This window comes from Blastococcus brunescens, from assembly GCF_035320885.1.
Lineage (GTDB): Bacteria > Actinomycetota > Actinomycetes > Mycobacteriales > Geodermatophilaceae > Blastococcus_B > Blastococcus_B brunescens.
This window is the reverse complement of record NZ_CP141261.1, coordinates 1,001,736-1,025,427: the sequence shown is the minus strand read 5'-3', so window position 1 is coordinate 1,025,427 and position 23,692 is coordinate 1,001,736. Positions and strand designations below refer to the sequence as shown.

Below are 23,692 nucleotides of genomic sequence, written 5' to 3'. Positions count from 1 at the left end.
CAGCCACCGGCGACCGAATTCGTTCCGGATTGCCCGCGAGGCCGAGCACAGAGTTACCAAGCGTGAGCGCCGCGTGCTTCGTCGCGCGGCTCGATCGCCGCTGGATGAGCCGATGCGTCGGCTGGGACACGCCTCCCGAGCCCGCGCCGCCACGCCGATCGACGGGTCAGGCCGGGCGGGTGCCCACCAGCGTCGCGAAGGCGATCACGTTGTCCTCGTAGCTGCGCTCGGCGGAGTCGAAATCGCCCCCGCACGTGATCAGGCGGAGCTGCGCATCGTCGGTGTTGCCGTAGACGTCGATCGTCGGGAAGTCGTCCTTCGGGTGCGTCTCCACCCGGTCGACGGCGAAGACGGCGACCGTGCCGTCGGCACGGTTCACCGTCACCTCCGCGCCGGGCCGGAGCGCACCGAGGTCGAAGAAGATGCCGGGCCCGTGCTCGGCGGAGTCCACGTGCCCCAGGATCACGGCGGGACCCACGGCACCGGGAGCGGGGCCGCGCTCGTACCAGCCGGCCTGGTCATCGGGTCCCAGCGGTGGCACCTCGACGGTGCCGTCGTCGTTGAGGTCCAGGCGCAGCAGGTCGCTGGTGACGCCGATCGACGGCACGGAGACCGACACCGGCTCGGCCACCTGCTCGGCGACGGCGGACGGCCGGTTCTGCCCGGTCGGAGCCTCCCCGGACGGCGAGGGTTCGGATGGAGCCACCGACTCCGACCGTTCACCCGTCGACGCGGCCGGCTGCGGGGCGCTGCGCTGCCCGGTGACCACCAGGACGACCGAGACGACGCCGACCAGGACGAGCACGCCCGCGAGGGCGGCCCAGATGCGCCAGCCCCGCTGGATCGGGAATCGGTCACGAGGTCCTCCTGGGGTAGTGGCAGGGAGTGGGCTCGTGCCGCGCGGGGTGATCCGCCGCGCGGCACGAGCGACCCGGGTCAGGCCTGGTCCGTCGCCTGACGACGGCGGTAGGCCACGGCCCCGCGGCAGCGGCGCCGGTCAGCGCCAGCGCGCCGAAGGCGAGCGCACCCTGCTGCTCGGTACCGGCCGTGCTGCCGGCGCCGGTCTCGGCGCCGCCGCTCGGCGCAGTGCCCATCTGCGCCGCCGTCAGCGGACCGCACGCGGCCGGCGCAGTGGCCTCCATGGGCAGCGCCGGGTCGAGGTCGCTCTTCACGTCGCCGTCGTAGGCGCCGCTGCCGTCCTTGTCGACACCGTGGAGCACCAGGACTGCGGTGCCGGCGTCGAAGGCGGCGTGCACGTCATCGGTGATCTCGAAGGTGCGCTCGTAGGAGACGGTGCCGTTGTCGGCGGTCGGGAACCGGTCGACGGCCAGGCCGCTGTCGGGGCTGGTGTCACCGGTGGTGGTCAGCGACGTGCCGATGGCGCCATAGGCGGGCGCGCCCTCGGTGGTGCTCAGGAAGCCGTCACCGTCCTTGTCGTCGGCGTCGGTCGGGCACTGGCCCAGGGCGCCGATGTGGAAGTGCTGGGCGTGCGGCGAGCCCGCCAGCAGGCCGGACGCCTCGATCATCACGGTGGCCTGGTTGCCCTCGATCGTGACCATGCCGGTGCCGGAGACACCGGACTGGTTCAGCGCGCCGAGATCGGCCTGGTAGCTGCCCGAGTGGGCGGAGGCGGCCGACATGGTCAGCAGCGGGAAGGCCGCTGCGGCGATGGCGACGGTGGGAAGGGCGAATGCCTTGCGCACGGTGTGCTCCTCGGTTTCGAGAATGTGGCGCCGTCGTCCGGATGGACGACGACGTCGACAGCGGTGGGGAACCGCTCGCCTGAACCGATCGGACGCACAGGTGCGGCCGCCGGAACCCGGGTCGGAAGGACCCGGTGGAGCGGACGGCTCCCAGCTGTGATTGCTGCTGTCCCCACGGTGCCGTCCACGAGACGTTCGGCGGGGATGCCCCGGGCGGTTCGCTCTCCAACGCGATTGACCCGATCGTGTACAAGATGGTTGCGGCCCAGTTTTCGTTGGGGATCAGCAACTGTCGTGCTGCCGCGGAGCACCCGGTGCACCGAACCCGAAAGGGGTCTGCGTGCGAAGGCTGTACATGCCTGCTGTCCGGTCTGCTCTTCCCTGCATGACTGTGCAGCGGTTCCTGGTCCTGCTCGTCGCGGGCGCCATCGCCATGGCCGGGCTGCTGCTCGGCCCAGGGGTCACGACCGCTTCCGCCCACGATGCGCTGGTCGCGGTCACCCCCGCGGACGGCGGCACGCTGGAGACCGCGCCGGAGCAGGTGACCCTCGAGTTCAGCGGCTCGCCCCAGGAACTGGGCACGCGGGTGCTGGTCACCGCGCCCGACGGCCGACCGGTGTCGGACGGCCCGGTGGAGCTGAGGGACACCACCGTCAGTCAGGCGCTCGCCGCCGACCTCCCGGCCGGGACCTACACCGTCGAGTGGCGAGTGACCTCGGCCGACGGGCACCCGCTGTCGGGCACGTCCACCTTCGACCTGGCCGGAGGTCCGCCGGGAAGCGTGGCGCAGGCCGACCCGACGACGCCCTCCGCCGCCACGGCCGCCGACACCTCCGGGAGCCTGCTCTCCCCGTGACCCTGACCGCCGCGGGCGCAGTCCTGGTGGCCGGCGTGCTCGTCCTCCGGCGATCGCGCAGCCGACCGTGACCGCGACCCGGCCCGCTCGGGAAGGGAGGACGCTCGTCGGTCCCGCCGATCTCGTGACGCTCGACGGCGGGTCCCCAGAGGCCACGACGCCCGCCCCGAACCGCGCTTCTTGGGCGCGCAGGCACGTACGAGCACTGACCGCCGGATCCCTCGGGCTGGTCGGGCTGCTGGTGCTCGCGCTCGTCGTCGGCGGTGGGGACCCGGATCCCGCCGCCTCGGAGCTGAACGGTGCCGGTCCGCTGGTGTCCTGGGGCGTTCCGATCTCCCGGCTGGCAGCGCGGGTGGCCGCCCTCGGCACCGTGGGAACCCTCCTGTTCGCGGCCGTCCTGCTGCCCGGCCCCCGGCAGGCACTCCCCGCAGCCTCCCGGCGTGCGCTGCACGCAGCCTCCCTCTGGGCCGGCGCCTGGGCCGGCGCGACCGCGCTCAACGCCGTCTTCACGGTGAGCGACCTGGTCGGCGTCCCGCCGACCGCCCTGACGTCGTCCTCCGTGCAGATCTTCCTCACCGACGTGTCGGCCGGCCGAGCCGCGCTCGTCGTGCTCGCGGCCGCCGGCTTCCTCACCCTGGCCGCGCGACGGTGCACCGGCACCGGGTCGGCAGCCCTGCTCCTCGTCGTGGCGCTGTCGGGCCTGGTGGTTCCGGCCGTCCTCACCGGCCACTCCTCCGCCGCCGACGACCACGTGCTGGCCGTCACCAACCTGAGCGTGCACGTGGTCGGCGCGGCCGTGTGGGTCGGTGGCCTGATCGCCCTGCTGGTACACGGTCGTGGCCGCGAGGATCTGGCACCGGCCGCCACCCGGTTCAGCGTGGTCGCGCTGGCCTGCTTCCTCGCCACGGGAGCATCCGGGCTGCTGGCGGCATGGCTCGTGCTGGGCGGCAGCACCGACGTGCTCTCCGCGCTCACGGGAACCGGCTACGGCTGGCTGCTGATCGCCAAGACGGCCGGGCTCGCCGCCCTCGGGCTGTTCGGCTGGCACCACCGGCGCCGCACGCTGCTCGCCCTGAGAGCCGGGCGGCGACGTGCCTTCCGCCGGTTCGCGGTCGGGGAAGCGGTCGTCATGCTCGCGACGATCACCGTCGCCGTGGCCCTGTCCGCCTCTCCCCGCCTCCGGCGAACTCCCCGCCGGCGTCGGCGCAGTCAGGCGCGTCGGAAGCGCAGCAGGGGCCCGCGGCGTCCTCCGAACCGGGCATCGAGGACATGGCCGGACACGACCACGGGGACCTGTCGGTCACCGTGCTGATCGACGAGACGCGCTTCCACGTCTCGGCTGCGGTCCGGCCCGGTGCGTCGGTCACCGTGCACAACCCCACCCGCACCGAGGTCACCATCACCGCGGTCGACGGCAGCTTCGACGTCGTCGTCCCCAGCGGGACGCTCATGACCTTCCGTGCGCCTGACGAACCCGGCAGCTACCCCTTCGAGAGCCGTCACTCGGCGTCGTTCACCGGGGTCCTCGTCGTCCGCTGACCGAGCATGGCGGCCGGGGCGCCGGACCGCCGCCCGTTCAGCTCCGACCGCAGTGCGGCCACCTCCTGCACCAGAGCCTGGACGTCGCGGCGCGTGGCCGTCTGGTTGTCCTCGCCCACCTCCTGCACCCGCTCGACCAGCCACGAGGCGAACGTCGCCGTCACCACGCCCAGCAACGCGATGCCGGCGAGCATGAGCCCGGCGGCGATCACCCGGCCCTCCGTGGTGATCGGGTACCGGTCGCCGTAGCCGACCGTCGTGACGGTGGCGAACGCCCACCACAGGGCGTCGCCGAAGCCGTCGACGTTGGCGTCCGGGTGATCTCCCTCGGCATCGAGCAGGGCCAGTGCGGCGACGAAGATGATCAGCGACGTCGCGCCGCAGACGTAGACGATCACCCGCCCGCGCAACGACTGCCCGGCGTGCCTGTTGAGCACGGTGAGCAGGGTGACGAGGCGGAGCAGCCGCAGCGGGCGGAGCAGGGGAAGGACGACGACCGCCAGGTCGACCAGGTGCGACCGGACGAATGCCCTCGACGTGCCGACAGGGCGAGCCTGACGACGTAGTCGGCCGCGAACGCGCTCCACGCCAGCCACGTCGCCGTGCGGCAGACCGCCGGCCAGGGCGCCGCGAGGTCCCCGTCGAGGATCGGCCAGGCGTAGGCGGCGAGGAAGATCAGCGCGGCGACGGTCAACGGCCACTCCGCGGCGTGCTCCCACCGCTCGCGGCGGTGTTCCGTCGGAAGTGGGTCAGCCATGACGCCGCACGCTAGCGGCGGCGCCCGGCACCCCCGGCGTCCGGTGCGGGGTCAGTCCTCCTGGATCACGGAGAACACGTTGCCCGCCGGGTCGGTGAACCAGGCGATCAGCGGCCCACCGGCCCGCATGATGCCCTTCTCGTCGGTCGGCGGGTTCTCGTAGTGCTCGAACCGGACTCCTCGGGAGACGAGCCCGTCGACGGCCTTCGCCACGTCCGGCACCGGGAAGTTGAGCACCGTGAAGGTCGCCGGCGCGTGGTCGGGCTTGGCGTACACCAGCACGCTGCTGCCGCCGCCGAGGTGCAGGCGGAGGATGCCGTCCATCGCCTCATCGGTGACGCGGAGCCCGAGAGCGTCCTCGTAGAAGCGGCGGGCGGCCACGGGGTCGTCGACGGAGAAGCCGCTGTAGGCCGGGCTGTCGGTCAGCATGAGAAGTCCCTCTCGAAGGTCCTCCTCCTAGGACCGGCCGTTCCCCGGGAGTCATCGGTGGCCGGGCCGCCGCTCCGCCGGGTCAGTCGATCAGCGTCGGCAGACCGAGCGTCCGGAACAGCGGGGTGTCGAGGTCGAGGAAGCTCGAGATGTGGGCGATCCGGCCGCCGTCGGTCTCGAGCACGTGCAGAGCCCACGGCTCGCGACCACCACCCTCGCGCAGCCGGTACTGCGCGAAGGCCGGCGAGCCATTGGCAGTCAACGCGATCACCTTCGACCCGCGGCACTTCGAGCCCGGGCCGAGCATCCACGTACCGATGTCCTCCCGGCCGCGCAGCCACATCTCGAACGGCGGCATGTGCTGGGTCGCGTCCTCGTGCAGCAGTTGCACGAAGGCGTCGATGTCGTAGCGCTCGAACGCGTCGACGTAGCGGGCGAGCAGCTCACGGTCGTCGGCGTCCAACGGTCGAGGTTCAGGCACGCCGCCGGCGGCCGCCAGCGTGGCCCGCGCCCGCTGCAGGGCGCTGTTCACCGAGGCCACCGTCGTCTCGAGCAGCTCGGCCACCTCGTCGGCCTTCCACCGCAGCACCTCGCGCAGGATGAGGACGGCTCGCTGCCGCGGGGGCAGGTGCTGCAGCGCGGCGACGAAGGCGAGCCGGATCGACTCCTTCGCCACCGCCCGCTCGGCGGGGTCGCCGTCCTCGGGGAGGACCTGCCGGTCGAGCACCGGCTCGACCCACGCCGTGGCCGGACGCCGTCCGGCCAGCGAGGCCTGCACCGGCGGGAAGGGTGAGCCGGCGATGTCCATCGGCAGCGCGCGGCGCTTGCGGCCGGACAGCTGGTCGAGGCAGACGTTGGTGGCGATCCGGTAGAGCCACGACCGCAGCGCCGAGCGACCCTCGAAGTCGCCCAGACCGCGCCAGGCGCGGACCATCGTCTCCTGCACCGCGTCCTCCGCGTCGAAGGACGAGCCGAGCATCCGGTAGCAGTAGCCGGTCAGCTCGCGTCGGTGCTCGAGCAGGCGGGGATCGAGTTGATCGGCCGGGCCGATCGCCACGCTGGTCACGGGAGACCACTCCTCGAAGTCGGGTGTGCGCGTCAGCACACCACAGGACCCCGACAGTTCGGGAGAGTCGTCCCCCTACTGGTAGGTCACCAGCTCCGGGAGGGGCTGACCTGCGCGATCGTCTGCTCGGGGGTGAGCATCGGCAGGTCCTCGTCGTAGAAGTTCTTCCAGCCCCAGGTCAGCCCCGGCGGCGCCGTCGCGTGCAGCGCGCGCCAGGTGGCCTGCTTGTCCCCCTGCCCGCCCTGACCGTCCGCGTGGATCATCACCGCCAGCTCGTCGCGGGAGGTGTCCACCCGCTCGCGGCCGGGGAGCATGTCGAGCCGGAACTGGTGCAGGACCAGCAGCTTCTGCGGCAGGGCGTTCTCCCGGGTGAGGTCCGCGAGCCAGGTGATGACGGCGTTGACCTCCTCGATCCCCACCGAGCCGATCTGGGTCAGGTGCACCTCGTTCGGCCCCAGCCGCCATTCGGGGTCCAGGGCGAGCCCGACGTGCGGCAGCTCCAGCAGGGAGCGGTACTGCTCGGCCTGGGTGACGAAGTCCGTCCGGCCCGGCTGGAGGTCGAGCACCACGTACAGCCCCGCCTCCCCGGCCGCCTCGACCCACGGCCGCAGGAACTCCGGGTCGGCCTCGGCCGAGTAGTTGCCGTCCGATCCCGCGGACGACGACGCGACGGTGGCGATGATCTCGAACGCCGGCACGACGGTGGCGTCGACGAGCGGCTCGTAGGGGCGGCGTGCGCCCGTGCCCGCTCGATGGCCGCCTCCAGCGGCTGTTCGCCCATGACGCCGAGCGCCCCCGTGCCGGGATGGCCGTAGAGGGCGACCAGCATCTTCCCCGGGAAGAGCACCTGCCCGCCGCCGGGGAGCTGGGTCCCGGTGGCCGCCGTCTCCAGCTTCCAGTCCAGCCCCGCCTCCTCGCCGAAGGCGGCACCCAGTGCGACCACGTGCTCGGCGTCGTCCTCGGCGAGGGCGCTGATCAGCTCCTCGGACGCCCGGGGGTCGGTCGCCCCGTCGGTGACCAGCACCCGCGCACCGGCCGCGCGGGCGGTGGCGACGCCGGCCAGCCCGTCGGGGTCGCCGGTGGCCAGCACCAGCGTGCTCTCCAGCGGCTCGCCACCCTCGACCCCGGGCAGCTCGCCGTCGGCGATGCCCTCGCCGTCCTCCTGCGCCGCGCCGCCGTCCTCGGGACGCAGCGCGGCCGGCTCCGCGGGGTCCAGTGCTGCGACCGCGGCGACGTCGGCGTCCTCGGCGACCGGCTCGGTCTCGGCGAGGTCCCGGCCCAGCACCTCCGCCAGCGCGCCCGGGTCCGCGGCCACGCCGATGACCCGCAGGTCCTCGCCCGACGGGGAGGAGGACGGCGACCCGGACCCGGAGCCCGGGGCGGGGGCGGCGTCCCCGACGGCGAGCACCGTGGTCGTCCCCAGCCGGTCCAGCTCGGCCAGCACGGGCTCCGCCACGCCGTCGCCGTCGGCCCCGATCAGCAGTGGCACGCCGAGCGCGACGGCGGCCGAAGCGCCCAGGAGCATGCCGGCGCGGTCACCCTCCGCGGCGAGCACGACCACGCCCGACCCCTCGAACAAGGCGCGACTGGCGCTCACGGAGGCGGCGACCGGGTCGTCGTCCGGAACGAGCGTCAGGCGCTCCCCGGGACGGCGGTCATGACCTGTGCGACCTGCTCCTCCGGCTCGGCGTCGTCGTCCGGGGAAGCGGTGCACGCGCCGGTGAACAGCACGGCGGTCAGGGCGAGCGGGAGCGCGCGAGCGCGCACGGGCATCCTCCGTCCGCCGGGCACGCCGGTGGCGCAGGAGCACGACGACGGCGGCACGCCCAGCGGTACCGACAGTAGCGGGGCGGGTGCTGGACACCGCCGCCCGCGGCCAGGAGCATCCGGACCGACATGAGCACGCAACACTCGGGCCGGCCCGACCACCGATCGGCCAGGCAGCGGGCTGGGTTCCGGGAGCGCACGGACCGAGGCTCGACCCCATGACCACCGACACCGCCGTGCTCCCGTCCCTGGGCACTCCGCCCCCTTCCCCGCGACGGCGGGATCCGCTGCGTCAGCTCGGCGTCGACACCGGCTACGCGCTGACCGGTTTCCCGGTCGCGATCGCGTCCTTCGTCGTCGTCGTCACCGGCCTCGCGCTCGGCGCCGGTCTGCTCGTGGTGTGGGTGGGCGTCGCCGTCCTCGCCGCCACGCTGCTGGCCGCGCGCGGCTTCGCCACGATCGAGCGCGCCTGGCTGCCCGCCGTCCTCGGTCACCCGGTTCCGGCGCCGGCCTACCGCTCCCCGGAGGGCGGTCTGCTCCGCAAGCTGATGACGCCCGTGCGGGACCCGCAGACCTGGCTCGACGCGCTGCACGGCCTCGTCCGGTTCCCGGTGGCGATCGCCTCGTTCGTCGTCACCGTGACGTTCTGGTCGGTCGCCCTCGGCGGGATCACCTACGCCGCCTGGGACTGGGCGCTGCCCGACGCGTCGACGGACCCCGACACCATGGACCTCCTCGAGCTGCTCGGCGTGCAGAGCTCGGCGGGGAGCCGGATCGCGCTCTACACCGGCATCGGCCTCGTCGTCGCCGTCCTGCTGCCGTTCGTCGTCCGCGGGTTCGCGCTGCTCCAGGCCTCCCTGGGCCGGGTGATGCTGACCTCCCGCGCCGCCGCGCAGGCCGAGATCGGCCGGCTCTCCCAGGGCCGCGACGCGGCCGTGGCCGCCGAGGCGGTGGCGCTGCGCCGGCTGGAGCGAGACATCCACGACGGCCCGCAGCAGCAGCTGGTCCGGCTGAACATGGACCTCGCCCGCGCGCAGCGGACCCTCGAGCGCGACCCCGACGCCGCGCGCGCGGCGCTCGGCGAGGCCGCCGGCCTGGCCCGGGAGACCCTCGAGGACCTCCGCGCCCTCTCCCGCGGCATCGCGCCGCCCGTGCTGGCCGACCGCGGTCTGGCCGCCGCGCTCGCGGCGGTGGCCGCCCGCTCCCCGTCCCGGTGGATCTCGTCGTCGACCTGCCTCCCGAGCGGCTGGCGCCGGTCACCGAGAACACCGCCTACTTCGTCGTGAGCGAGGCCCTGGCCAACGTCGCCAAGCACAGCGACGCCACCACCTGCCGGATCCAGGTCGGCTGCACCGGCGACCGGCTGTGCGTCGTCGTCGAGGACGACGGCCTCGGTGGCGCGGTGTTCGCGGCCGGGCACGGCCTGACGGGGCTGGCCGACCGGGTGCAGGCCGTCGACGGCACGCTCGTGCTGGACAGCCCGCGCGGCGGTCCCACCCGGCTGATCGCGGAGCTGCCGTGCGCGTCGTGATCGCCGACGACTCGGTCCTCCTGCGCGAGGGCCTGGTCCGCCTCCTCGAGGAGGCCGGCACAGAGGTGGTCGCCGCCGTGGGCGACGGCCCTCTCGTGCGCGCGGTGCGCGAGCACCGCCCGGACGTCGCCGTCGTCGACGTCCGGATGCCGCCGACGCACAGCGACGAGGGCCTGCGGGCCGCGGTCGAGGCCCGGCAGGACGTGCCGGGGACGGCGGTCCTCGTCCTCTCCCAGTACGTGGAGGTGGCCTACGCCGACGAGCTGTTGGCCGACGGCGCGGGCGGCGTGGGCTACCTGCTCAAGGACCGGGTGGCCGACGTCGACACGTTCCTTGGGGCGCTGGAGGACGTGGTGGGCGGCGGCACCGTGCTCGACCCCCAGGTGGTGGCGCAGCTGTTCGCCCGCCGCCGGGCCGACGACCCCGTCCGCCGGCTGACCCCGCGGGAGCGGAGGTGCTCGGCCTGATCGCGGAGGGCCACTCCAACGCGGCGATCGCCCGGCTGCTCGTCGTCACCCCCGGTGCGGTGGAGAAGCACACGCAGCACATCTTCGCCAAGCTCGGGCTCGCGCAGGACGAGGACCAGCACCGGCGGGTGATGGCCACGCTGGCCTACCTGCGGAGCTGACCGGTCACTCCCGGCCCAGCGCCCGCTCGATGTTGGTGACCATGCGGGCGAGCACGAGGATCGTCCGCTCGTACTCCGAGCGCGACAGCCCGTCGGCGACGTGCCGGCGGACGCGGCCCACGGCGCGGGAGACGCGGTCGTGCGCGGCCGCGCCGTCCGGCGTCAGGCCGACGCGACCGTCGCCCAGCCGGGCGACCCAGCCCCGGGCGACCAGCTCCGACACCACGGCCTCGAGGTCGCCGTGGACATCGGTCAGCGCCGCCCGCAGCTCGGCGCCGTCCGCCGGGCCGGTGGCCAGGGAGTGCAGCACCTGCCAGTGACGGCGGGTCAGGCCCTCCCCGTGACGACGGCGTCGACGGCCTCGTCGAGCAGCGCGTCGAGCCGCTTGACCCACCAGTCGATGGGGCGTTCCTCCGCCATGCGGGGCATCCTGACAGCGTCCCGCGGCCCGGCAACTCGTTCGCGTCGGGTATCACCCGACCGGTAGACAGGTGCCGTGCCCGATCTGACCGACCAGCTCCGCCCGGTCACCGCCGACGAATGGCCGCGCTTCGCGCGGGCGATGGTCACCGTCTTCGGGGACGACCCGACCGGCCCCTGGTTCGAGTCCCCGCCCGCGGTCGCCGAGCTGGACCGCTCCCTCGGGTTGTTCGACGGGGAGCGGGTGGCCGCCACCTCCGGCATCTACAGCCTGGAGATGAGCGTGCCGGGCGGCGCACCGGTGCCCTGTGCGGGGATCACCTGGATCACCGTCGCACCCACGCACCGGCGGCGGGGTGTGCTGACGTCGATCATGCGGCGGCAGCTCGACGCCGTCCACGAGGCCGGCCGTGAGCCGATCGCGGCGCTCTGGGCGGCGGAGGCCCCATCTACGGCCGGTTCGGCTACGCGACCGCGTCCTGGAAGGGCGGCTGGACCGGGCGCACCGAACGGCTGCGGATCCGCCCCGACGTCGACCTCGGCACCGGCACCGTGCGGCTGGTGGACGTCGAGGAGTTCCGGCCGGCGGCGCAGCGCGTGCACGACGCGGTGCGGCGGTTCGTGCCCGGCAACCTCGCCCGCGACGAGCGCTGGTGGGACCGCACGCTCCGCGACGAGCCGGATCAGCGCAAGGGCGCCACCGCCCGGCAGCACGTGCTGCACACCGAGGCCGACGGCACGGTCACCGGCTACGCCACCTACCGCCTGAAGTCCGGGTGGAACGACGGCGCCGAGCCGGAGGGGACGCTCACCGTCGGCGAGGTGCGCGCGATGACGCCGGCCGCCTACGCCGCCCTGTGGCAGTACCTGTTCTCGCACGACCTGGTCCGCACGATCGACGCGCCTCAGCAGCCCTACGACGACCCCGTCCGGCACCAGCTCGCCGACCTGCGGCCACTGCACGCCCGTCCGGTCGACGCGCTGTGGGTGCGGGTCGTCGACGTCGGCCGGGCGCTGTCGGCCCGCCGCTACCCGGCGCCCATCGACCTGGTCTTCGAGGTGCGCGACCCGTTCTGCCCGTGGAACACCGGCCGGTGGCGGCTGTCCGGTCACCCCGCCGGGGCCTACTGCGGCCCGACCGATCGCGACCCCGACATCGTGCTCGGCATCGAGGAGCTCTCCGCCGTCTACCTGGGCGGGACGTCGCTGGCCACGCTGCAGGGCGCCGGGCGGGTGACGGAGGTCAGCCCCGGCGCGGTGACGCTGGCATCGACGGCCTTCGGCTGGCCGGTCGCCCCTGGTGCCCGGACGACTTCTGACGAAAGGCCCCGCTGCCCCCACGCCTCGCTCCGCTCGGCGCGGGCCCCTGCAGCGGGGCCGTTCCATCAACTCACGTGGTGGGCTGGCCGCCGGCCGGGCGGTGGCGGTCGCGCTCGTAGTCGCTGACCAGGCCGATCCGGCGGGCGTGCCGCTCGTCGCCGCTGAAGTCCGTGCGCAGGAACTCCAGCACCAGCTCCGTCGCCTCCTCCGAGGTGTGCTGCCGGGCGCCGATCGAGACCACGTTCGCGTCGTTGTGCTGACGGGCCAGCTGCGCGGTGGCGGTGTTCCAGACCAGCGCGGCACGGACACCGGGAACCTTGTTCGCCGCGATCTGCTCGCCGTTGCCCGAGCCGCCGATGACGACGCCGAGCGAGCCCGGCTCGGTCACGGTCCGCTCCCCACCTCGAAGCAGAAGGGCGGGTAGTCGTCCTGGGCGTCGTAGGTGAACGCGCCGCAGTCGACGGGCTCGTGGCCCGCGTCGGTGAGCGCCTGCTTCAGGTGCTCCTTGAACTCGAGGCCGGCGTGATCGGTTCCGATGAAGACGCGCACGGGGGCAAGTCTGACAGGCTGCCGGGATGGCGGTCCTGGGTGTCGACGGCTGGCGCGGACGCTGGGTGGGGGCCCGTCTCGAGGGCCGGACGGTCACGCTCCTCGCGCTGGACGACGTCGTCGCCGTCCTCGCCGTCCCCGGCGTCGAGCTGGTCGCGATCGACATGCCCATCGGGCCGTCGGACGACGGCGTCCGCGCGTGCGACGTGCAGGCCCGCCGGCTTCTCGGCCGCGCGGGCAGCTCGGTCTTCCCCGCTCCCGTGCGCCCGGTCCTCGCCGCCGCCGACTACGCCGACGCCTGCCGCATCTCCCGTGAGCACTCGGACAAGGCGCTGTCGGTGCAGGCGTGGAACCTGGTCCCGGCCATCCGGGGCCTCGACGACGCCGTGGGCGACCCGCCCGACGAGCGGGTGCACGAGGTCCATCCCGAACTGGCGTTCCGAGCGCTCGGCCCGCCGGTGACCGATCCGAAGGCCACCGCCCGGGGTCTGGCGCAACGGCTGGCCGCGCTCCGACCTGTCATGGACGTCGACGACGCGCTGCTCGCGGCTCCTGCCCGTGTGCCGGCGATCGACGCGCTGGACGCGTGTGCGGCCGCCTGGTCGGCCGCCCGTCTGGCCCGCGGCGAGGGCAACTGCGTCGGTGACGGTGTCCGTGACAGCCGCGGCCGACCCATGCGGATCTGCTGGTGAGGCGCCGATCCGGGTCGCTCAGGAGCCGGTGAGGCGCCGCACCACGGAGAGCGGGAGGACGCGCAGCAGGGCGGCGACGGCGCGCCACGGCCACTCGGGCACGTACCCGCGCGCCGGCTCCCGCTCGATCACCTGGACGAGCGCGGCCACGCCCGTGTCGAGCCCCACGGTGAGCGGGCCGCGACGGCCGACGTTGATGTCGGTCTCGATGTAGCCGGGCAGGATCGCGCTGACGACGATCTGCGAACCGAAGACGTCGGAGCGGATCCCCTCGGCCAGCGAGTTCAGGGCAGCCTTGCTGGCGCCGTACGCCGTGCGGGTGCCCGGCATCCCGCGCACGGAGGCGACCGAGGAGATGAGCACCAGGTGCCCGGCGCCCTGCGCGCGGAAGATCTCCATGGCCGCCTCGCACTGGGCGTGGGAGCCGAGCACGTTGGTGAGCAGGGTGGCCCGGTTGGCCCGCGCCTTGCCGGTGCCGATCGAGGCGCCCTTCCCGATGCCGGCGTTGACGATCACGCGGTCGAGGCCGCCGAGCTCGTCGGCCAGGGCCGGGATCACCCGGGCCACGGCCTCGGGGTCGTCCACGTCGAGCGCCGCCGTCGTCACCCGGATGCCGGGGTGCGCGGCGAGCAACTCCTTCTGCAGCGACTCGAGCAGCTCGGTGCGGCGGGCGACGAGCGCCAGGTCGCGGCCCATGGCGGCGAGCCGGCGAGCCATGCCCTCGCCGAGACCGGAGCTGGCGCCGGTGATCAGGATGCGCTGACGGACGGGGTTCGGCACCGCGACAGCATGCCGCACGCGACCGCGGTGACCGCGGGCCGCCCGGCTACGGCCGGCGGGCAGCGGGGCCCATGGTCCCCGATGCTTGGAACCCTCGTGACGGCGCGGTCGCGGCGTAGCAGCACGCGCCGACAGCACCGGATCCGGCATGTCACGGAAACGCCCTCGACGTCGTCTCCATGACTAGCGTCCCGCGCGATCTCAGGCCGTGGTCCGGCCGGTGTCGCCCGGGCCGCCTTCTTCGACCAGCACGGGGCCGGCTCTCCACGGAGGACACCCATGACCACTCCTCGCCCGCACATCCCCGAACCCCGGCCGCCCGCGGACGAGCCGGGAACCGGACCCGGCGGTCGGCCGCTGTGGGTCGCCCTCGTCCTGATCAGCACCGTGCAGCTCATGGTGGTGCTCGACGGGTCCGTGGTGAACATCGCCCTGCCCCGCATCCAGGACGAGCTGGCCATCACCGACGCCGACCTCACCTGGGTGGTCACCGCCTACGCCATCGCCTTCGGCGGCCTGCTGTTGCTCGGGGGCCGGCTCGGCGACATCGTCGGCCGGCGGAAGGTGTTCTTCGGCGGCGTGCTGCTGTTCGCCGTCGGCTCGTTGCTCGCCGGTATCGCCCAGGAGCAGTGGCAGCTCCTCGCGGCCCGCGCCCTGCAGGGCGGCGGCGCGGCAGCCGCCTCGCCCACCGCGCTGGCGCTGATCACCACCACGTTCCCGGCCGGCCCACCGCGGAACCGGGCCTTCGCCGTGTACGCCGCCATGTCCGGTGCCGGCGCAGCCGTGGGGCTCATCCTCGGCGGCGCGCTCACCGAGGCCTCGTGGCGCTGGACGATGCTGATCAACGTGCCGATCGGCCTCGCGGTCGCGGTGCTGACACCCCGGTACCTGGCCGAGTCCGAGCCCCAGCCGGGCCGCTGGGACCTGCCCGGAGCCCTGACGGCGACGCTCGGGCTGGCCGCCGTCGTCTACGGCCTCAACCGCAAGGCCCAGACCGATCTGGACACCGGCCTCCCCAGGAGTGGTCGGACACCCTGGTGTACGGGCCGATCGTCGCAGGGCTCGTGCTGCTGATCGCGTTCTTCGTGATCGAGGCCCGCTCCCCGCACGCGCTGCTGCCGATGCGGGTCATCGCCGACCGGACACGGGCGGTCAGCTTCGGGGTCATGCTCGTGATCGGCGCAGCGATCTTCGCGATGTTCCTCTTCGTGTCGCTGTTCGTGCAGCAGGTCCTCGGCTACGGCCCGCTGGAGGCCGGCATCGCGTTCCTGCCGTTCACCGTGGGCATCGTCGTCGCCGCGCAGGTGGCCTCGACGCTCGCGTCGCGGGTGGATCCGCGCTGGATCGCCGGTGCCGGTGGCGCGCTCTCGGTCCTCGCGATGTGGGGCTACGGCCAGATGGACGTCGGTGCCGGGTACGCCGCCGACCTGCTGCCGTGGATCGTCGTCCAGGCGGTGGGCATGGGGCTGCTGTTCGTGCCGCTGACCCTCACGGCGGTCAGCCGGGTCGACCCCGGGGACGCCGGCGTCGGCTCGGCGGTGCTGAACACGGTGCAGCAGGTCGGTGGCGCCATGGGCATCGCGGTACTGGGCACGGTGTTCGCCAACGGCATCAGCGAGCGGACGGCCACACTGGCCGCCACCGGCGCCCCGCCTGGACCGGCCGCCGCGCTGGAGGCGCAGGCGTTCGGCACGTCCGAGGCCTTCGGCGTCGCCATGTGGATGATGGCCGCCGTCACCGTGGTCATCCTCGTGGGCCTGTCCATCGGGCACGAGGAGCTCGCCACCGACGTCACGCCGGGGGCGGCTGGACCGCCGGCGACACCGACGGCGCCGCCGGCCATCCCGGCCCAGGTGGGGCCCCCGTCGACCGACCGGGCCGGCCCCGAGGTCGGCGACCCGGAGGTGGACGCCCCGGGCAGCCGGGGCGTCACCTGAGCCCGGGGCTCACCCGCGGGTCGTGATCGCCAGGCTGTCGGCCGGCACGGAGTCCATGTCGGGTCCGTCGAGCCGGGTGCGCTTGAGCTCCCAGAAGTCGGGGAGGTTGGCCAGCAGGACGGCGCCGTCGAACGCCTTGCCGGCGTCCTCGCCGGTCGGCACCCTGCTGATCACCGGTCCGAAGAAGGCCACGCCGTCGATGTGCATGACCGGGGTGCCGACGTCGTCGCCGACCGGGTCCATGCCCTCGTGGTGGCTCTTCTCCAGCGCCTCGTCGTAGTCGGTCGAGGTCGCGGCCTCGGCGAGCGACGCCGGCAGCCCCACCCGCTCGAGCGCGGGGCCGACCAGCTCGTCGAGCTCCACTCCCTCGTGGTGCCGGAGGGTGCCCATGGCGGTGTAGAGATCGCCGAGGACGTCGTCGCCGTGCTGCTGGGCGGCGGCGATCGCCACCCGCACCGGGCCCCACGCCTTGTCCATCATGTCCCGGTAGTCCTCGGGCAGGTCCCGCCCGCGGTTGAGGACGGCGAGGGACATCACGTGCCAGTGCAGGTCGATGTCGCGGACCTTGGCCGCCTCGAGCACCCATCGGCTGGTGAGCCAGGCCCACGGGCACAGCGGGTCGAACCAGAAGTCCACGCGCGCCTTCGTGGGGGCGCTCTGCACTGCCTCGGTCATGCTCGATCTCCTCAGGGTCGGTCGGGCGGCCGCTCTCACCGCGCCTGCTCCCCGTCCCAATACCGATCGTCGCCGGCTTGTTCCCGGAGGGGTGCTCCCAGGGCGGTGGAGCGCCGGACGACGTGTCGTCCCGGCATGGGAAGCTCCCGGGTGTGGCTGCTCCCAACCTGACCCGCACCGATGCCGCTGCCCGCGCCGAGCTCCTCGCCGTGCAGAGCTACGACCTCTTCCTCGACGTGACCGACGGTCACGGCCATCCCGGTGAGCGCACCTTCAGGTCGGTGACGACTGTCGAGTTCACCGCCGCGCGGGCCGGCGCCGACACGTTCATCGACCTCGTCGCCGAGACCGTGCACTCGGCGGTCCTCAACGGCGTCGAGCTGGACATCAGCACCTACACCGAGGCCGGTGGCCTGCCGCTGCCCGGACTGGCCGAGCAGAACACCCTCGTCGTCACCGCCGACTGCCCGTACTCCAACTCGGGCGAGGGTCTGCACCGCTTCCTCGACCCCGAGGACGGGCAGGTCTACCTCTACACCCAGTTCGAGCCGGCCGACGCCAAGCGCATGTTCGCCTGCTTCGACCAGCCCGACCTCAAGGCGACCTTCACGATGCACGTCGTCGCGCCGTTCGACTGGCAGGTCGTCTCGAACACCGGCGGGCGAACCATCGAGGCCGGCCCCGCTGGTTCGCAGCTGGCGCACTTCGAGCCCACCAAGCGCATCTCGACCTACCTGGTCGCGCTGATCGCCGGGCCGTACGCCAAGGTCACCGATTCCCACGAGGGCATCCCCTCGGCCTGTACTGCCGCGCCTCGCTGGCCAAGCACCTCGACGCCGACGAGCTGTTCCGCGTCACCAAGCAGGGGTTCGACTACTACCACCGGGTGTTCGACTACCCGTACCCGTTCGACAAGTACGACCAGCTCTTCGTCCCCGAGTTCAACGCCGGGGCCATGGAGAACGCCGGTGCGGTGACGTTCCTCGAGGACTACGTCTTCCGCTCGAAGGCCACCCGCGCCCGGTACGAGCGGCGGGCCGAGACGATCCTGCACGAGCTCGGCCACATGTGGTTCGGCGACCTCGTGACGATGCGCTGGTGGGACGACCTCTGGCTCAACGAGTCCTTCGCCACCTACATCAGCACCCTGTGCCAGGCCGAGGCGACCGAGTACACGACCGCGTGGACGACGTTCGCCAACACCGAGAAGGCGTGGGCGTACGCGCAGGACCAGCTCCCGTCGACGCACCCGATCGCCGCCGACATCCCCGACGTCGCCGCGGTCGAGGTCAACTTCGACGGCATCACCTACGCCAAGGGCGCCCGGTGCTCAAGCAGCTGGTGGCCTACGTCGGCCGCGAAGAGTTCCTCGCGGGGTGCGCCGCTACTTCCGCAAGCACGAGTTCGGCAACACCACGCTGGCCGACCTGCTCGCCCCCTGGAGGAGAGCTCCGGCCGCGACCTCGGCGAGTGGGTCGAGCAGTGGCTCAGGACCAGCCAGGTCAACACCCTCCGGCCGGTCTTCGAGCTGACCGGTGACGGCCGGTACGAGAGCTTCGCGATCGAGCAGACGGCGGTCGCCGAGCACCCGGTGCTGCGCAACCACCGGCTCGCGGTGGGCCTCTACAGCGAGGGCCCCGAGGGCCTCACCCGCACCGACCGGGTGGAGCTGGACGTGGCCGGCGCACGCACCGAGGTCCCCGAGCTGGTGGGGCACCCGGCGGCGGACCTGGTGCTGGTCAACGACGACGACCTCACCTACGCCAAGCTGCGGCTGGACGAGCGGTCCCTGGGCACGCTGCGTACGCGGATCGGCGCCATGCCCGACCCGCTGGCGCGCGCACTGTGCTGGTCGGCCGCCTGGGACATGGCCCGGGACGCCGAGCTGCCCGCGCGCGAGTGGGTGCAGCTGGTGCTCGCCGGCGTCGACGCGGAGACCGAGATCAGCGTCGTCCAGGCGCTGCTGGGCCGGGTGCAGACGGCGCTCTCCTCCTACGCCGACCCGACCTGGGCGCCCACCGGCTGGACCGCCCTGGCCGACCACGCCGTGAGCGCGCTCGGGACGGCGCCCGCCGGCAGCGACATGCAGCTGCAGTGGTCACGCACCCTGGCCAGCGCCGCCCGGAGCGAGGAGCACGCCGATGTGCTGCGCGGGCTGCTCGACGGCTCCCGCACCGTGGAGGGTCTGGAGGTCGACGCCGACGCTCGCTGGGCGTTCCTCTCCGGGCTGGTCGCGATCGGCGCCGCCGGGGATGCCGAGATCGACGCCGAGGCCGAGCGGGATGCCACCGCGACCGGCGTCCGGCGGGCGGCGACGGCCCGGGCGCTGCGCCCGACGGCGGAGTCCAAGGAGGACACCTGGCAGCGGGCCTTCCACGACGAGCAGGTGCCCAACGCCGTGCACGAGGCGCTCCTGCAGGGCTTCTGGCACCCGCCCAGCGGGAGCTGACGGCCGGCTACGTGGACCGGTACTTCGCCGAGATCGGTCCGATGTGGGAGCGGCGCCCGGGCGAGATCGCGAAGAACGCGGTGCAGTACCTGTTCCCGCCGATCGTCGAGCCCCGCACCATCGCCGCCGCCGACACCTGGCTGGCCGACGCCGAGCAGCCCGCCCCGCTGCGCCGGCTGGTCTCCGAGGGCCGCGACGGGATCGCCCGGGCGCTGCGCGCCCGCGAACGGGACGCCGACGCGAACCTCTGACGGACGACGAAGGCGCCGCACCCGGATGGGTGCGGCGCCGTCGTCGTCCGGTGGGCCCACGGTTGTGAGGTGAACCCATGGTTGTGGCTCGATCGCGGGGGCCGGAGGCTCCCCGATCGGGACATGGGCAGCGGCTCAGCGCCGATCGGCGGAAGGACCCCACTGCCCCCACCGGCCCCTGCAGGGCCCCGCCGCGAGCCTGCGAGCGGTGGGGGCAGGGGGTGTTTCAACCTGCAGCGGGGCCGCTCAGTGCGGGCGGCGCAGGGCGGCCGGGTGCCCGGCCTGGTCCGACAGCTGCCGGAGCCCGTTGACGATGCCGCCCACGAGGTCGCCCGCGGCGAAGGACGTCGTCATCGACAGGACGGCGAGCGCGCACGCCCGATCGGGCAGCCGGCGCGCCGCGCCCGCGCCGGTGACCACCTCGACCACCTTCTGGCCGGGCGACACCGCGATGAGCACCGCGTCGGTCGGGTCGGGGCCGGAGCGGGAGTGCATCTCCTCGGCCTGGACGCGGGTGCGCGGACCCAGGTCGCCGATGTAGAGGGTGAAGCGCAGCCCGGTCTCGCGGGAGGACATGGTCAGCGCCTCGTCCAGCCGCGCCAGCTCCTGGAAGGAGAAGATCGCGTCGAGTGCGGCCTGCTCCGACTCGTCCGTCCGGGCCGGAGCCGTCTGGGTCGTCGCCGTGTCGTGCGACCCGGTCTCCAGGGCGCTGGTCATCGCCGTCCTCCCGGGACAGTCGTCGTGGCGTGGGTCATCGTGGTCACCAGGTCCCGCGGGCGCCGCCGAGCGGGCCCGCGTCCACCGAGGGGTACCCGAGGGATGCGGCGTGCGACCCGGTGCCGCCGTCATGCGTGTCGAGGTTCCGCTCCTCGGCCTGCTCCGGGTACATCGAGGAGCCCAGGGCCGACGTCGAGCTTCCCGGAACGGCCGCGGGGCCGTGCGCCGGGGCCGGCCCATGGCCTTCCGATCCGCCGTTCTCCGGGTGCGGCTCGTACCAGACCGGCGCGTGGTCCCAGGACTGGCCGGGCTTGTACCGGAGGCGCTTGCGCCCACCGGGCAGGGTCAGCAGCGCCAGCACCGCGATGACGGCCAGCGGGATGCCGACGAGCACGAGAAGGACCTCGACGGTGTTCACGCGCGACAACTTACCGGCCCGGTGGACGGTTCAGCCGTTCCGCTCCCACGACGCGGGGTGCCGGTGCGCCCAGGGGCGCGCGGCCTCCAGCTGGGCGGACAGCGCGAGCACCGTCACCTCGTCGGTCGGGCGCCCGACGAGCATGCTGCCGACCGGCAGCCCGTCGCCGGTCCAGGACAGCGGAACGCTCGCGGCCGGCTGCCCGGTCACGTTGAAGAGGGCGGTGAAGGCGGCGTAGCGCTTCTGCCGCTCGAAGTCCTCCGCGGCGTCGCCGTCGGTGTCGAACCAGCCCAGCGGCCGGGGCGTCATCGTGCAGACCGGCGCCAGGAGGACGTCGTACTCGGCGGTCGCCTGGAGGAACCGGCGGGAGAAGAGCCGGAGCGCGCTCATCGACTCCATCGCGTCCCGCGCGGACATGGCCAGCCCGCGCGCCCGCAGCCAGCGGGTCAGCGGCCGCAGGTCGCCGACCCGCTCCGGGGAAACCGGCAGCAGCGTCCCGGACAGCGCCCACACCTGCTCGAAGGACGGCAGGACGTCGGCACCGAGCAGCCCCGTGGGCACGTCCACGACCTCGTGCCCCAGGCCGGCGAGCAGCGCCGACGCATCCTCGAAGGCCGCGCTGACCTCCGGGTCCAGGACGACGTCGGGCATGGGCGACTCGAGGTACCGGCCGATCCGCAGGCGCCCCGGTTCGCGCTCCGCCGCGGCCAGGAAGGTCTTCCCGGGCGGCAGGGGCGGCGCCCAGCCGTGGTCGCCGAGCACCGGCCCGGCCATGGCGTCGAGCATCGCCGCGGCGTCCCGCACGGTGCGTGCCAGTGGTCCGTTGGTGCCGAGGCCGGTGACGTCGGTGCCGAACGGTGCGTTGCTGATCCGCCCGCGGCTGGGCTTGATCCCGTAGATGCCGTTGACCGACGCCGGGATGCGGATGGAACCACCGCCGTCGCTGCCCTGGGCGAAGGGCACCATCCCGGCCGCGACCGCCACGGCCGTGCCGCCGCTGGAGCCACCCGCCAGCCGGGACGGGTCCCAGGCGCAGCGCGCCGGCCCGGCCAGCTCGTTGTCGGTGTAGCAGGGAAGCCGAACTCCGGGGTGTTCGTCTTGCCGACGCTGATCGTCCCCGCCGCGGCCAGCTTGGTGACGACGGCGTCGTCGGTGGTCGGGACGAAGTCCGCCATGACCGCGGAGCCGAACGTCGTCCGGACGCCGGCGGTGTTGTTCAGGTCCTTGATCGCCGTCGGGACGCCGAGCAGCGGCGGCAGTTCACCGCCCCGCCGGAGCAGCGACTCCGCGCGGCGTGCGGCCTCCAGCGCCCGGTCCGGCGTCACGGTGAGGAACGCCCCGAGGCCCGGGTCGAGCGCCTCGATGCGGTCCAGCGCGTGCTCGACGAGCTCGGTCGGGCTCACCTCTCCGGACCGGACGGCCGCGGCCTGCTCGAGCGCGGTCAGGTCGTGCAGCTGCGTCACGCAGCGAAAGTAGTACTGCGCGACGGGCGCGAGGCGGCCACCCGTGGGTCAGGACTCGGCGAAGACCACCAGGTTCTCCGTCGGGGTGCGCCCGTCGGCCCGCTGGAAGCAGGTGATCAGCACCAGCCGCCCCGGCGACGCCTCCCACACCTCCGCGGCACCGGCGAGCGCGCGCTTGCCGTACCGCTGCGTGCGCTCGACCGTGTACGTCACCGTGCCGTCGGGCGTGCGCACCTCGACCGCGTCGCCGGCCGCGAGGGCGACCGCACCGTGGTCGGCGGTCAGGAGCGGGTCGAAGCCGTCGTCGCCGTCGCCGGCGGAGTGCGCGGCGACGTAGAGCGTGTTGTCGGCCTGCTCGGGCGATCCGACCGGCGCCCCGTACGGCTCGATCCAGTAGCCGGCGGTCAGCAGCGGCGGGTCGATCACCCCGCCACGGGGCGTCAGCCCGAGCAGCGGCAGCTCCAGGCCCACCGACGGGATCACCAGGTGCACCGCGGACGACGGCGTGTGCCGCGCGGTCGGGGTCGATGTCGGCGGCGGAGCGGACGGCGGGGCCGCCCCGGGGCTTCGGTCACCTGCGCCGTGGCGGACGGCGTCGCGCCCCGTGCGGCCGGCTCCTGGCCGGTCGACAACCCCACCCCGAGGACGATCGCGCCGCTGAGCCCGAGCACGGCGACCCCGAGAGGGCCGCCGTGCGCCGGGTCGGGCGAGTCGGTCGGGACAACGTCAGCCCGCGACGGCGGTCCGGCGGCGCGGGCGGAGCACCAGCGCGGTGCCGAGGCCGGCGACGAGCAGCATGCCGCCGCCGATGCCCACGAGCGGGGAGACGCCGGCAGCGGACTGCTCCCGCGACTCGTCCCAGCCGGTGTCGGACCGCAGGCCCGCGTTGCCCACCTGGAGGTCCATGCCGATGATCGCCGCCCGGTAGGACGGCCACATGCCGCCGTGGACCTCGGCGCCGTCGACGACGGTCAGCCGGTAGGCGCCGGCCGTCAGGCCACTTCCGAGGTGACCTTCGCGTGGTCGGCGCTGATGATCTCGATCGTCAGCCCTGCGTCCGCGAAGAGCACCGGAGTGCCGGTCGGGGCTCCGTCGGCGTCGAGGGCCTGCACGGCGTAGCTCGACGAGTCGAGGCCGGCCAGGCTGAGGGTCCGCAGCCGCGAGGTGTGGGGCACGGTGAGGGAGAACGGCCTGCCGGACGGAACGGCGCACCGCGCCGCCGGGGCGGAGGCGCAGAGGTTCGGCACGACGGCGATCAGCTCGGGCGTGTGGTACTGGATGATGCCGCCGCTGCCGTTGAAGTGCAGCTGGTAGGCGAGCGGCTCGACGTAGGTGAACCCGGCTCCGGCGGTGGACGCGAGCCCGGTGAAGCCGAGCCGGCCCCAGGCGTCGTTGGCGGCGTCGTGGGCCGGCATCTCGATCTCGTACGTCCCGCTCCCGAGGTCGTTGACGACGAGCTGGTCCGCGGGCACGGCGCTCGCGCTCGAGTAGGTGCGCGTGGGGGCCGCACCGGTGGCCGGGGCGAGCCCGAGGGAGACGACCAGCCCGCTGCCGGAGATCTCGGGTGGCAGCACCAGCCGCGAGGTCGCCCCCAGTTGTGCTCCATCACGGTGACGGTCCCGGCGGCGGTCGAGGAGGGGCTCGTGAGGTCGATCCGGCCGACGTTCTCGTGCGGCCGGAGGCTCAGCTCCACCTGCGCCGGGTCGAGGGGATCGTCACGGCCGGAGCGGCAGAGGCGCTGGGCG

Annotated in this window: 32 protein-coding genes and 3 pseudogenes; 15 read left to right on the top strand and 20 right to left on the bottom strand. The window is 73.9% G+C overall.

All coding sequences use genetic code 11. The features are described 5' to 3' along the window. Nucleotides 1-166: 166 nt before the first annotated feature. The gene (locus tag U6N30_RS06965) at nucleotides 167-805 is read right to left on the bottom strand and encodes a class F sortase (protein WP_324276693.1); all 639 of its coding nucleotides are present in this window, start codon (nucleotides 803-805) and stop codon (nucleotides 167-169) included. Nucleotides 806-854: 49 nt separating this feature from the next. Continuing rightward, entirely contained in the window at nucleotides 855-1,703 is an 849-nt protein-coding gene (locus U6N30_RS06960; RefSeq protein WP_324276692.1) for a hypothetical protein, read from the bottom strand. 385 nt (nucleotides 1,704-2,088) lie between these two features. On the opposite strand from U6N30_RS06960, the gene U6N30_RS06955 reads away from it, so the two are divergent. The 3 genes from U6N30_RS06955 to U6N30_RS06945 all read left to right on the top strand — a co-directional run bounded on the left by U6N30_RS06955 (nucleotide 2,089) and on the right by U6N30_RS06945 (nucleotide 4,098). Then, entirely contained in the window at nucleotides 2,089-2,559 is a 471-nt protein-coding gene (locus tag U6N30_RS06955) for a copper resistance CopC family protein (RefSeq protein WP_324276691.1), read from the top strand. A 67-nt stretch (nucleotides 2,560-2,626) separates the two neighbouring features. Next, nucleotides 2,627-3,871, top strand: a complete 1,245-nt coding sequence (locus U6N30_RS06950) for a copper resistance D family protein (protein WP_324276690.1) — start codon at nucleotides 2,627-2,629, stop codon at nucleotides 3,869-3,871. Beyond that, a complete protein-coding gene (locus U6N30_RS06945; protein WP_324276689.1) occupies nucleotides 3,829-4,098 on the top strand; it encodes a cupredoxin domain-containing protein in 270 nt (89 codons plus the stop codon). Before U6N30_RS06950 ends, U6N30_RS06945 begins: the two co-directional genes overlap by 43 nt. Here the strand turns inward: U6N30_RS06945 and U6N30_RS06940 are convergent. From U6N30_RS06940 to U6N30_RS06910, 7 genes are all read right to left on the bottom strand, one after another. Further along, nucleotides 4,059-4,535 carry a potassium channel family protein gene (locus U6N30_RS06940; protein ID WP_324276688.1) on the bottom strand — a complete coding sequence of 159 codons (477 nt, stop codon included), beginning with the start codon at nucleotides 4,533-4,535 and terminating at the stop codon, nucleotides 4,059-4,061. The two genes, U6N30_RS06945 and U6N30_RS06940, sit on opposite strands and share 40 nt — an antisense overlap. Beyond that, the gene (locus U6N30_RS06935; protein ID WP_324276687.1) at nucleotides 4,493-4,855 is read right to left on the bottom strand and encodes a hypothetical protein; all 363 of its coding nucleotides are present in this window, start codon (nucleotides 4,853-4,855) and stop codon (nucleotides 4,493-4,495) included. The genes U6N30_RS06940 and U6N30_RS06935 overlap by 43 nt, the downstream gene beginning before the upstream one ends. Before the next feature lie 51 nt (nucleotides 4,856-4,906). Next, on the bottom strand, nucleotides 4,907-5,284 hold the full coding sequence (locus U6N30_RS06930) for a VOC family protein (RefSeq protein ID WP_324276686.1): 378 nt from the start codon (nucleotides 5,282-5,284) through the stop codon (nucleotides 4,907-4,909). Nucleotides 5,285-5,366: 82 nt separating this feature from the next. Further along, nucleotides 5,367-6,350: a sigma-70 family RNA polymerase sigma factor gene (locus U6N30_RS06925; protein ID WP_324276685.1), complete on the bottom strand. Its 984-nt coding sequence runs from the start codon at nucleotides 6,348-6,350 to the stop codon at nucleotides 5,367-5,369. An 86-nt stretch (nucleotides 6,351-6,436) separates the two neighbouring features. Next, the gene (locus tag U6N30_RS06920) at nucleotides 6,437-6,793 is read right to left on the bottom strand and encodes a hypothetical protein (protein WP_324276684.1); all 357 of its coding nucleotides are present in this window, start codon (nucleotides 6,791-6,793) and stop codon (nucleotides 6,437-6,439) included. Then, nucleotides 6,784-7,947 (bottom strand): hypothetical protein, encoded by a 1,164-nt coding sequence (locus U6N30_RS06915; protein ID WP_324276683.1) that lies wholly within the window; start codon nucleotides 7,945-7,947, stop codon nucleotides 6,784-6,786. Before U6N30_RS06915 ends, U6N30_RS06920 begins: the two co-directional genes overlap by 10 nt. 35 nt (nucleotides 7,948-7,982) lie before the next feature. Next, nucleotides 7,983-8,117, bottom strand: a complete 135-nt coding sequence (locus U6N30_RS06910; protein ID WP_324276682.1) for a hypothetical protein — start codon at nucleotides 8,115-8,117, stop codon at nucleotides 7,983-7,985. 218 nt (nucleotides 8,118-8,335) lie between these two features. On the opposite strand from U6N30_RS06910, the gene U6N30_RS06905 reads away from it, so the two are divergent. From U6N30_RS06905 to U6N30_RS35325, 4 genes are read left to right on the top strand one after another with little or no spacing between them, the layout of a single operon-like run. Continuing rightward, nucleotides 8,336-9,403, top strand: a complete 1,068-nt coding sequence (locus U6N30_RS06905; protein WP_324276681.1) for a sensor histidine kinase — start codon at nucleotides 8,336-8,338, stop codon at nucleotides 9,401-9,403. After that, on the top strand, nucleotides 9,400-9,648 hold the full coding sequence (locus U6N30_RS06900) for a sensor histidine kinase (protein ID WP_324276680.1): 249 nt from the start codon (nucleotides 9,400-9,402) through the stop codon (nucleotides 9,646-9,648). Before U6N30_RS06905 ends, U6N30_RS06900 begins: the two co-directional genes overlap by 4 nt. Next, a complete protein-coding gene (locus U6N30_RS06895) occupies nucleotides 9,636-10,115 on the top strand; it encodes a response regulator (protein ID WP_479690583.1) in 480 nt (159 codons plus the stop codon). The genes U6N30_RS06900 and U6N30_RS06895 overlap by 13 nt, the downstream gene beginning before the upstream one ends. After that, nucleotides 10,103-10,276: a LuxR C-terminal-related transcriptional regulator gene (locus U6N30_RS35325; RefSeq protein ID WP_479690582.1), complete on the top strand. Its 174-nt coding sequence runs from the start codon at nucleotides 10,103-10,105 to the stop codon at nucleotides 10,274-10,276. The genes U6N30_RS06895 and U6N30_RS35325 overlap by 13 nt, the downstream gene beginning before the upstream one ends. Before the next feature lie 4 nt (nucleotides 10,277-10,280). Here the strand turns inward: U6N30_RS35325 and U6N30_RS06890 are convergent, their stop codons facing one another. Continuing rightward, nucleotides 10,281-10,586, bottom strand: a complete 306-nt coding sequence (locus U6N30_RS06890) for a hypothetical protein (RefSeq protein WP_324276679.1) — start codon at nucleotides 10,584-10,586, stop codon at nucleotides 10,281-10,283. A 252-nt stretch (nucleotides 10,587-10,838) separates the two neighbouring features. On the opposite strand from U6N30_RS06890, the pseudogene U6N30_RS06885 reads away from it, so the two are divergent. Both U6N30_RS06885 and U6N30_RS06880 read left to right on the top strand, forming a co-directional pair. After that, nucleotides 10,839-11,084 (top strand): annotated as a pseudogene (locus U6N30_RS06885) (GNAT family N-acetyltransferase); the annotation flags it as partial. A gap of 41 nt (nucleotides 11,085-11,125) precedes the next feature. Further along, nucleotides 11,126-12,142 carry a sterol carrier protein domain-containing protein gene (locus U6N30_RS06880; RefSeq protein WP_324278193.1) on the top strand — a complete coding sequence of 339 codons (1,017 nt, stop codon included), beginning with the start codon at nucleotides 11,126-11,128 and terminating at the stop codon, nucleotides 12,140-12,142. Here U6N30_RS06880 and U6N30_RS06875 read toward each other — a convergent pair. Then, a complete protein-coding gene (locus U6N30_RS06875) occupies nucleotides 12,087-12,404 on the bottom strand; it encodes an RpiB/LacA/LacB family sugar-phosphate isomerase (protein ID WP_422678041.1) in 318 nt (105 codons plus the stop codon). The two genes, U6N30_RS06880 and U6N30_RS06875, sit on opposite strands and share 56 nt — an antisense overlap. Continuing rightward, complete coding sequence (locus U6N30_RS33515; RefSeq protein WP_422678040.1) at nucleotides 12,401-12,565, bottom strand: RpiB/LacA/LacB family sugar-phosphate isomerase; 165 nt, start codon at nucleotides 12,563-12,565, stop codon at nucleotides 12,401-12,403. The genes U6N30_RS06875 and U6N30_RS33515 overlap by 4 nt, the downstream gene beginning before the upstream one ends. Nucleotides 12,566-12,591: 26 nt before the next feature. On the opposite strand from U6N30_RS33515, the gene U6N30_RS06870 reads away from it, so the two are divergent. Then, on the top strand, nucleotides 12,592-13,257 hold the full coding sequence (locus U6N30_RS06870; protein ID WP_324276678.1) for a DUF429 domain-containing protein: 666 nt from the start codon (nucleotides 12,592-12,594) through the stop codon (nucleotides 13,255-13,257). Nucleotides 13,258-13,275: 18 nt separating this feature from the next. On the opposite strand, the gene U6N30_RS06865 is transcribed toward U6N30_RS06870, so the two are convergent. After that, nucleotides 13,276-14,037, bottom strand: a complete 762-nt coding sequence (locus U6N30_RS06865; protein WP_324276677.1) for an SDR family oxidoreductase — start codon at nucleotides 14,035-14,037, stop codon at nucleotides 13,276-13,278. Nucleotides 14,038-14,316: 279 nt separating this feature from the next. On the opposite strand from U6N30_RS06865, the gene U6N30_RS06860 reads away from it, so the two are divergent. Beyond that, a complete protein-coding gene (locus tag U6N30_RS06860) occupies nucleotides 14,317-15,111 on the top strand; it encodes an MFS transporter (RefSeq protein WP_324276676.1) in 795 nt (264 codons plus the stop codon). Then, entirely contained in the window at nucleotides 15,075-15,974 is a 900-nt protein-coding gene (locus U6N30_RS06855) for an MFS transporter (protein WP_324276675.1), read from the top strand. Before U6N30_RS06860 ends, U6N30_RS06855 begins: the two co-directional genes overlap by 37 nt. A gap of 9 nt (nucleotides 15,975-15,983) precedes the next feature. On the opposite strand, the gene U6N30_RS06850 is transcribed toward U6N30_RS06855, so the two are convergent. After that, nucleotides 15,984-16,649 (bottom strand): mycothiol-dependent nitroreductase Rv2466c family protein, encoded by a 666-nt coding sequence (locus U6N30_RS06850; RefSeq protein ID WP_324276674.1) that lies wholly within the window; start codon nucleotides 16,647-16,649, stop codon nucleotides 15,984-15,986. A gap of 122 nt (nucleotides 16,650-16,771) precedes the next feature. On the opposite strand from U6N30_RS06850, the pseudogene U6N30_RS06845 reads away from it, so the two are divergent. The 3 genes and pseudogenes from U6N30_RS06845 to U6N30_RS06835 form a co-directional block, all read left to right on the top strand. Continuing rightward, a pseudogene (locus U6N30_RS06845) lies at nucleotides 16,772-17,326 on the top strand (gluzincin family metallopeptidase); the annotation flags it as partial. Next, the gene (pepN, locus tag U6N30_RS06840) at nucleotides 17,224-19,098 is read left to right on the top strand and encodes an aminopeptidase N (protein WP_324278192.1); all 1,875 of its coding nucleotides are present in this window, start codon (nucleotides 17,224-17,226) and stop codon (nucleotides 19,096-19,098) included. The pseudogene U6N30_RS06845 and the gene pepN, both read left to right, overlap by 103 nt. Before the next feature lie 11 nt (nucleotides 19,099-19,109). After that, nucleotides 19,110-19,349 (top strand): hypothetical protein, encoded by a 240-nt coding sequence (locus U6N30_RS06835; protein ID WP_324276673.1) that lies wholly within the window; start codon nucleotides 19,110-19,112, stop codon nucleotides 19,347-19,349. Nucleotides 19,350-19,595: 246 nt separating this feature from the next. Here the strand turns inward: U6N30_RS06835 and U6N30_RS06830 are convergent, their stop codons facing one another. From U6N30_RS06830 to U6N30_RS06805, 6 genes and pseudogenes are all read right to left on the bottom strand, one after another. Beyond that, complete coding sequence (locus tag U6N30_RS06830) at nucleotides 19,596-20,066, bottom strand: DUF5130 family protein (protein ID WP_324276672.1); 471 nt, start codon at nucleotides 20,064-20,066, stop codon at nucleotides 19,596-19,598. A 43-nt stretch (nucleotides 20,067-20,109) separates the two neighbouring features. Beyond that, entirely contained in the window at nucleotides 20,110-20,484 is a 375-nt protein-coding gene (gene ctaJ, locus U6N30_RS06825) for an aa3-type cytochrome oxidase subunit CtaJ (RefSeq protein ID WP_324276671.1), read from the bottom strand. Nucleotides 20,485-20,514: 30 nt separating this feature from the next. Then, nucleotides 20,515-21,887, bottom strand: a pseudogene (locus U6N30_RS06820) (amidase). A 108-nt stretch (nucleotides 21,888-21,995) separates the two neighbouring features. Continuing rightward, nucleotides 21,996-22,439 carry a class F sortase gene (locus U6N30_RS06815; RefSeq protein WP_324276670.1) on the bottom strand — a complete coding sequence of 148 codons (444 nt, stop codon included), beginning with the start codon at nucleotides 22,437-22,439 and terminating at the stop codon, nucleotides 21,996-21,998. 234 nt (nucleotides 22,440-22,673) lie between these two features. Further along, a complete protein-coding gene (locus tag U6N30_RS06810; RefSeq protein ID WP_324276669.1) occupies nucleotides 22,674-22,886 on the bottom strand; it encodes a hypothetical protein in 213 nt (70 codons plus the stop codon). A 53-nt stretch (nucleotides 22,887-22,939) separates the two neighbouring features. Continuing rightward, nucleotides 22,940-23,521, bottom strand: a complete 582-nt coding sequence (locus U6N30_RS06805) for a hypothetical protein (protein WP_324276668.1) — start codon at nucleotides 23,519-23,521, stop codon at nucleotides 22,940-22,942. Nucleotides 23,522-23,692 lie beyond the last annotated feature (171 nt).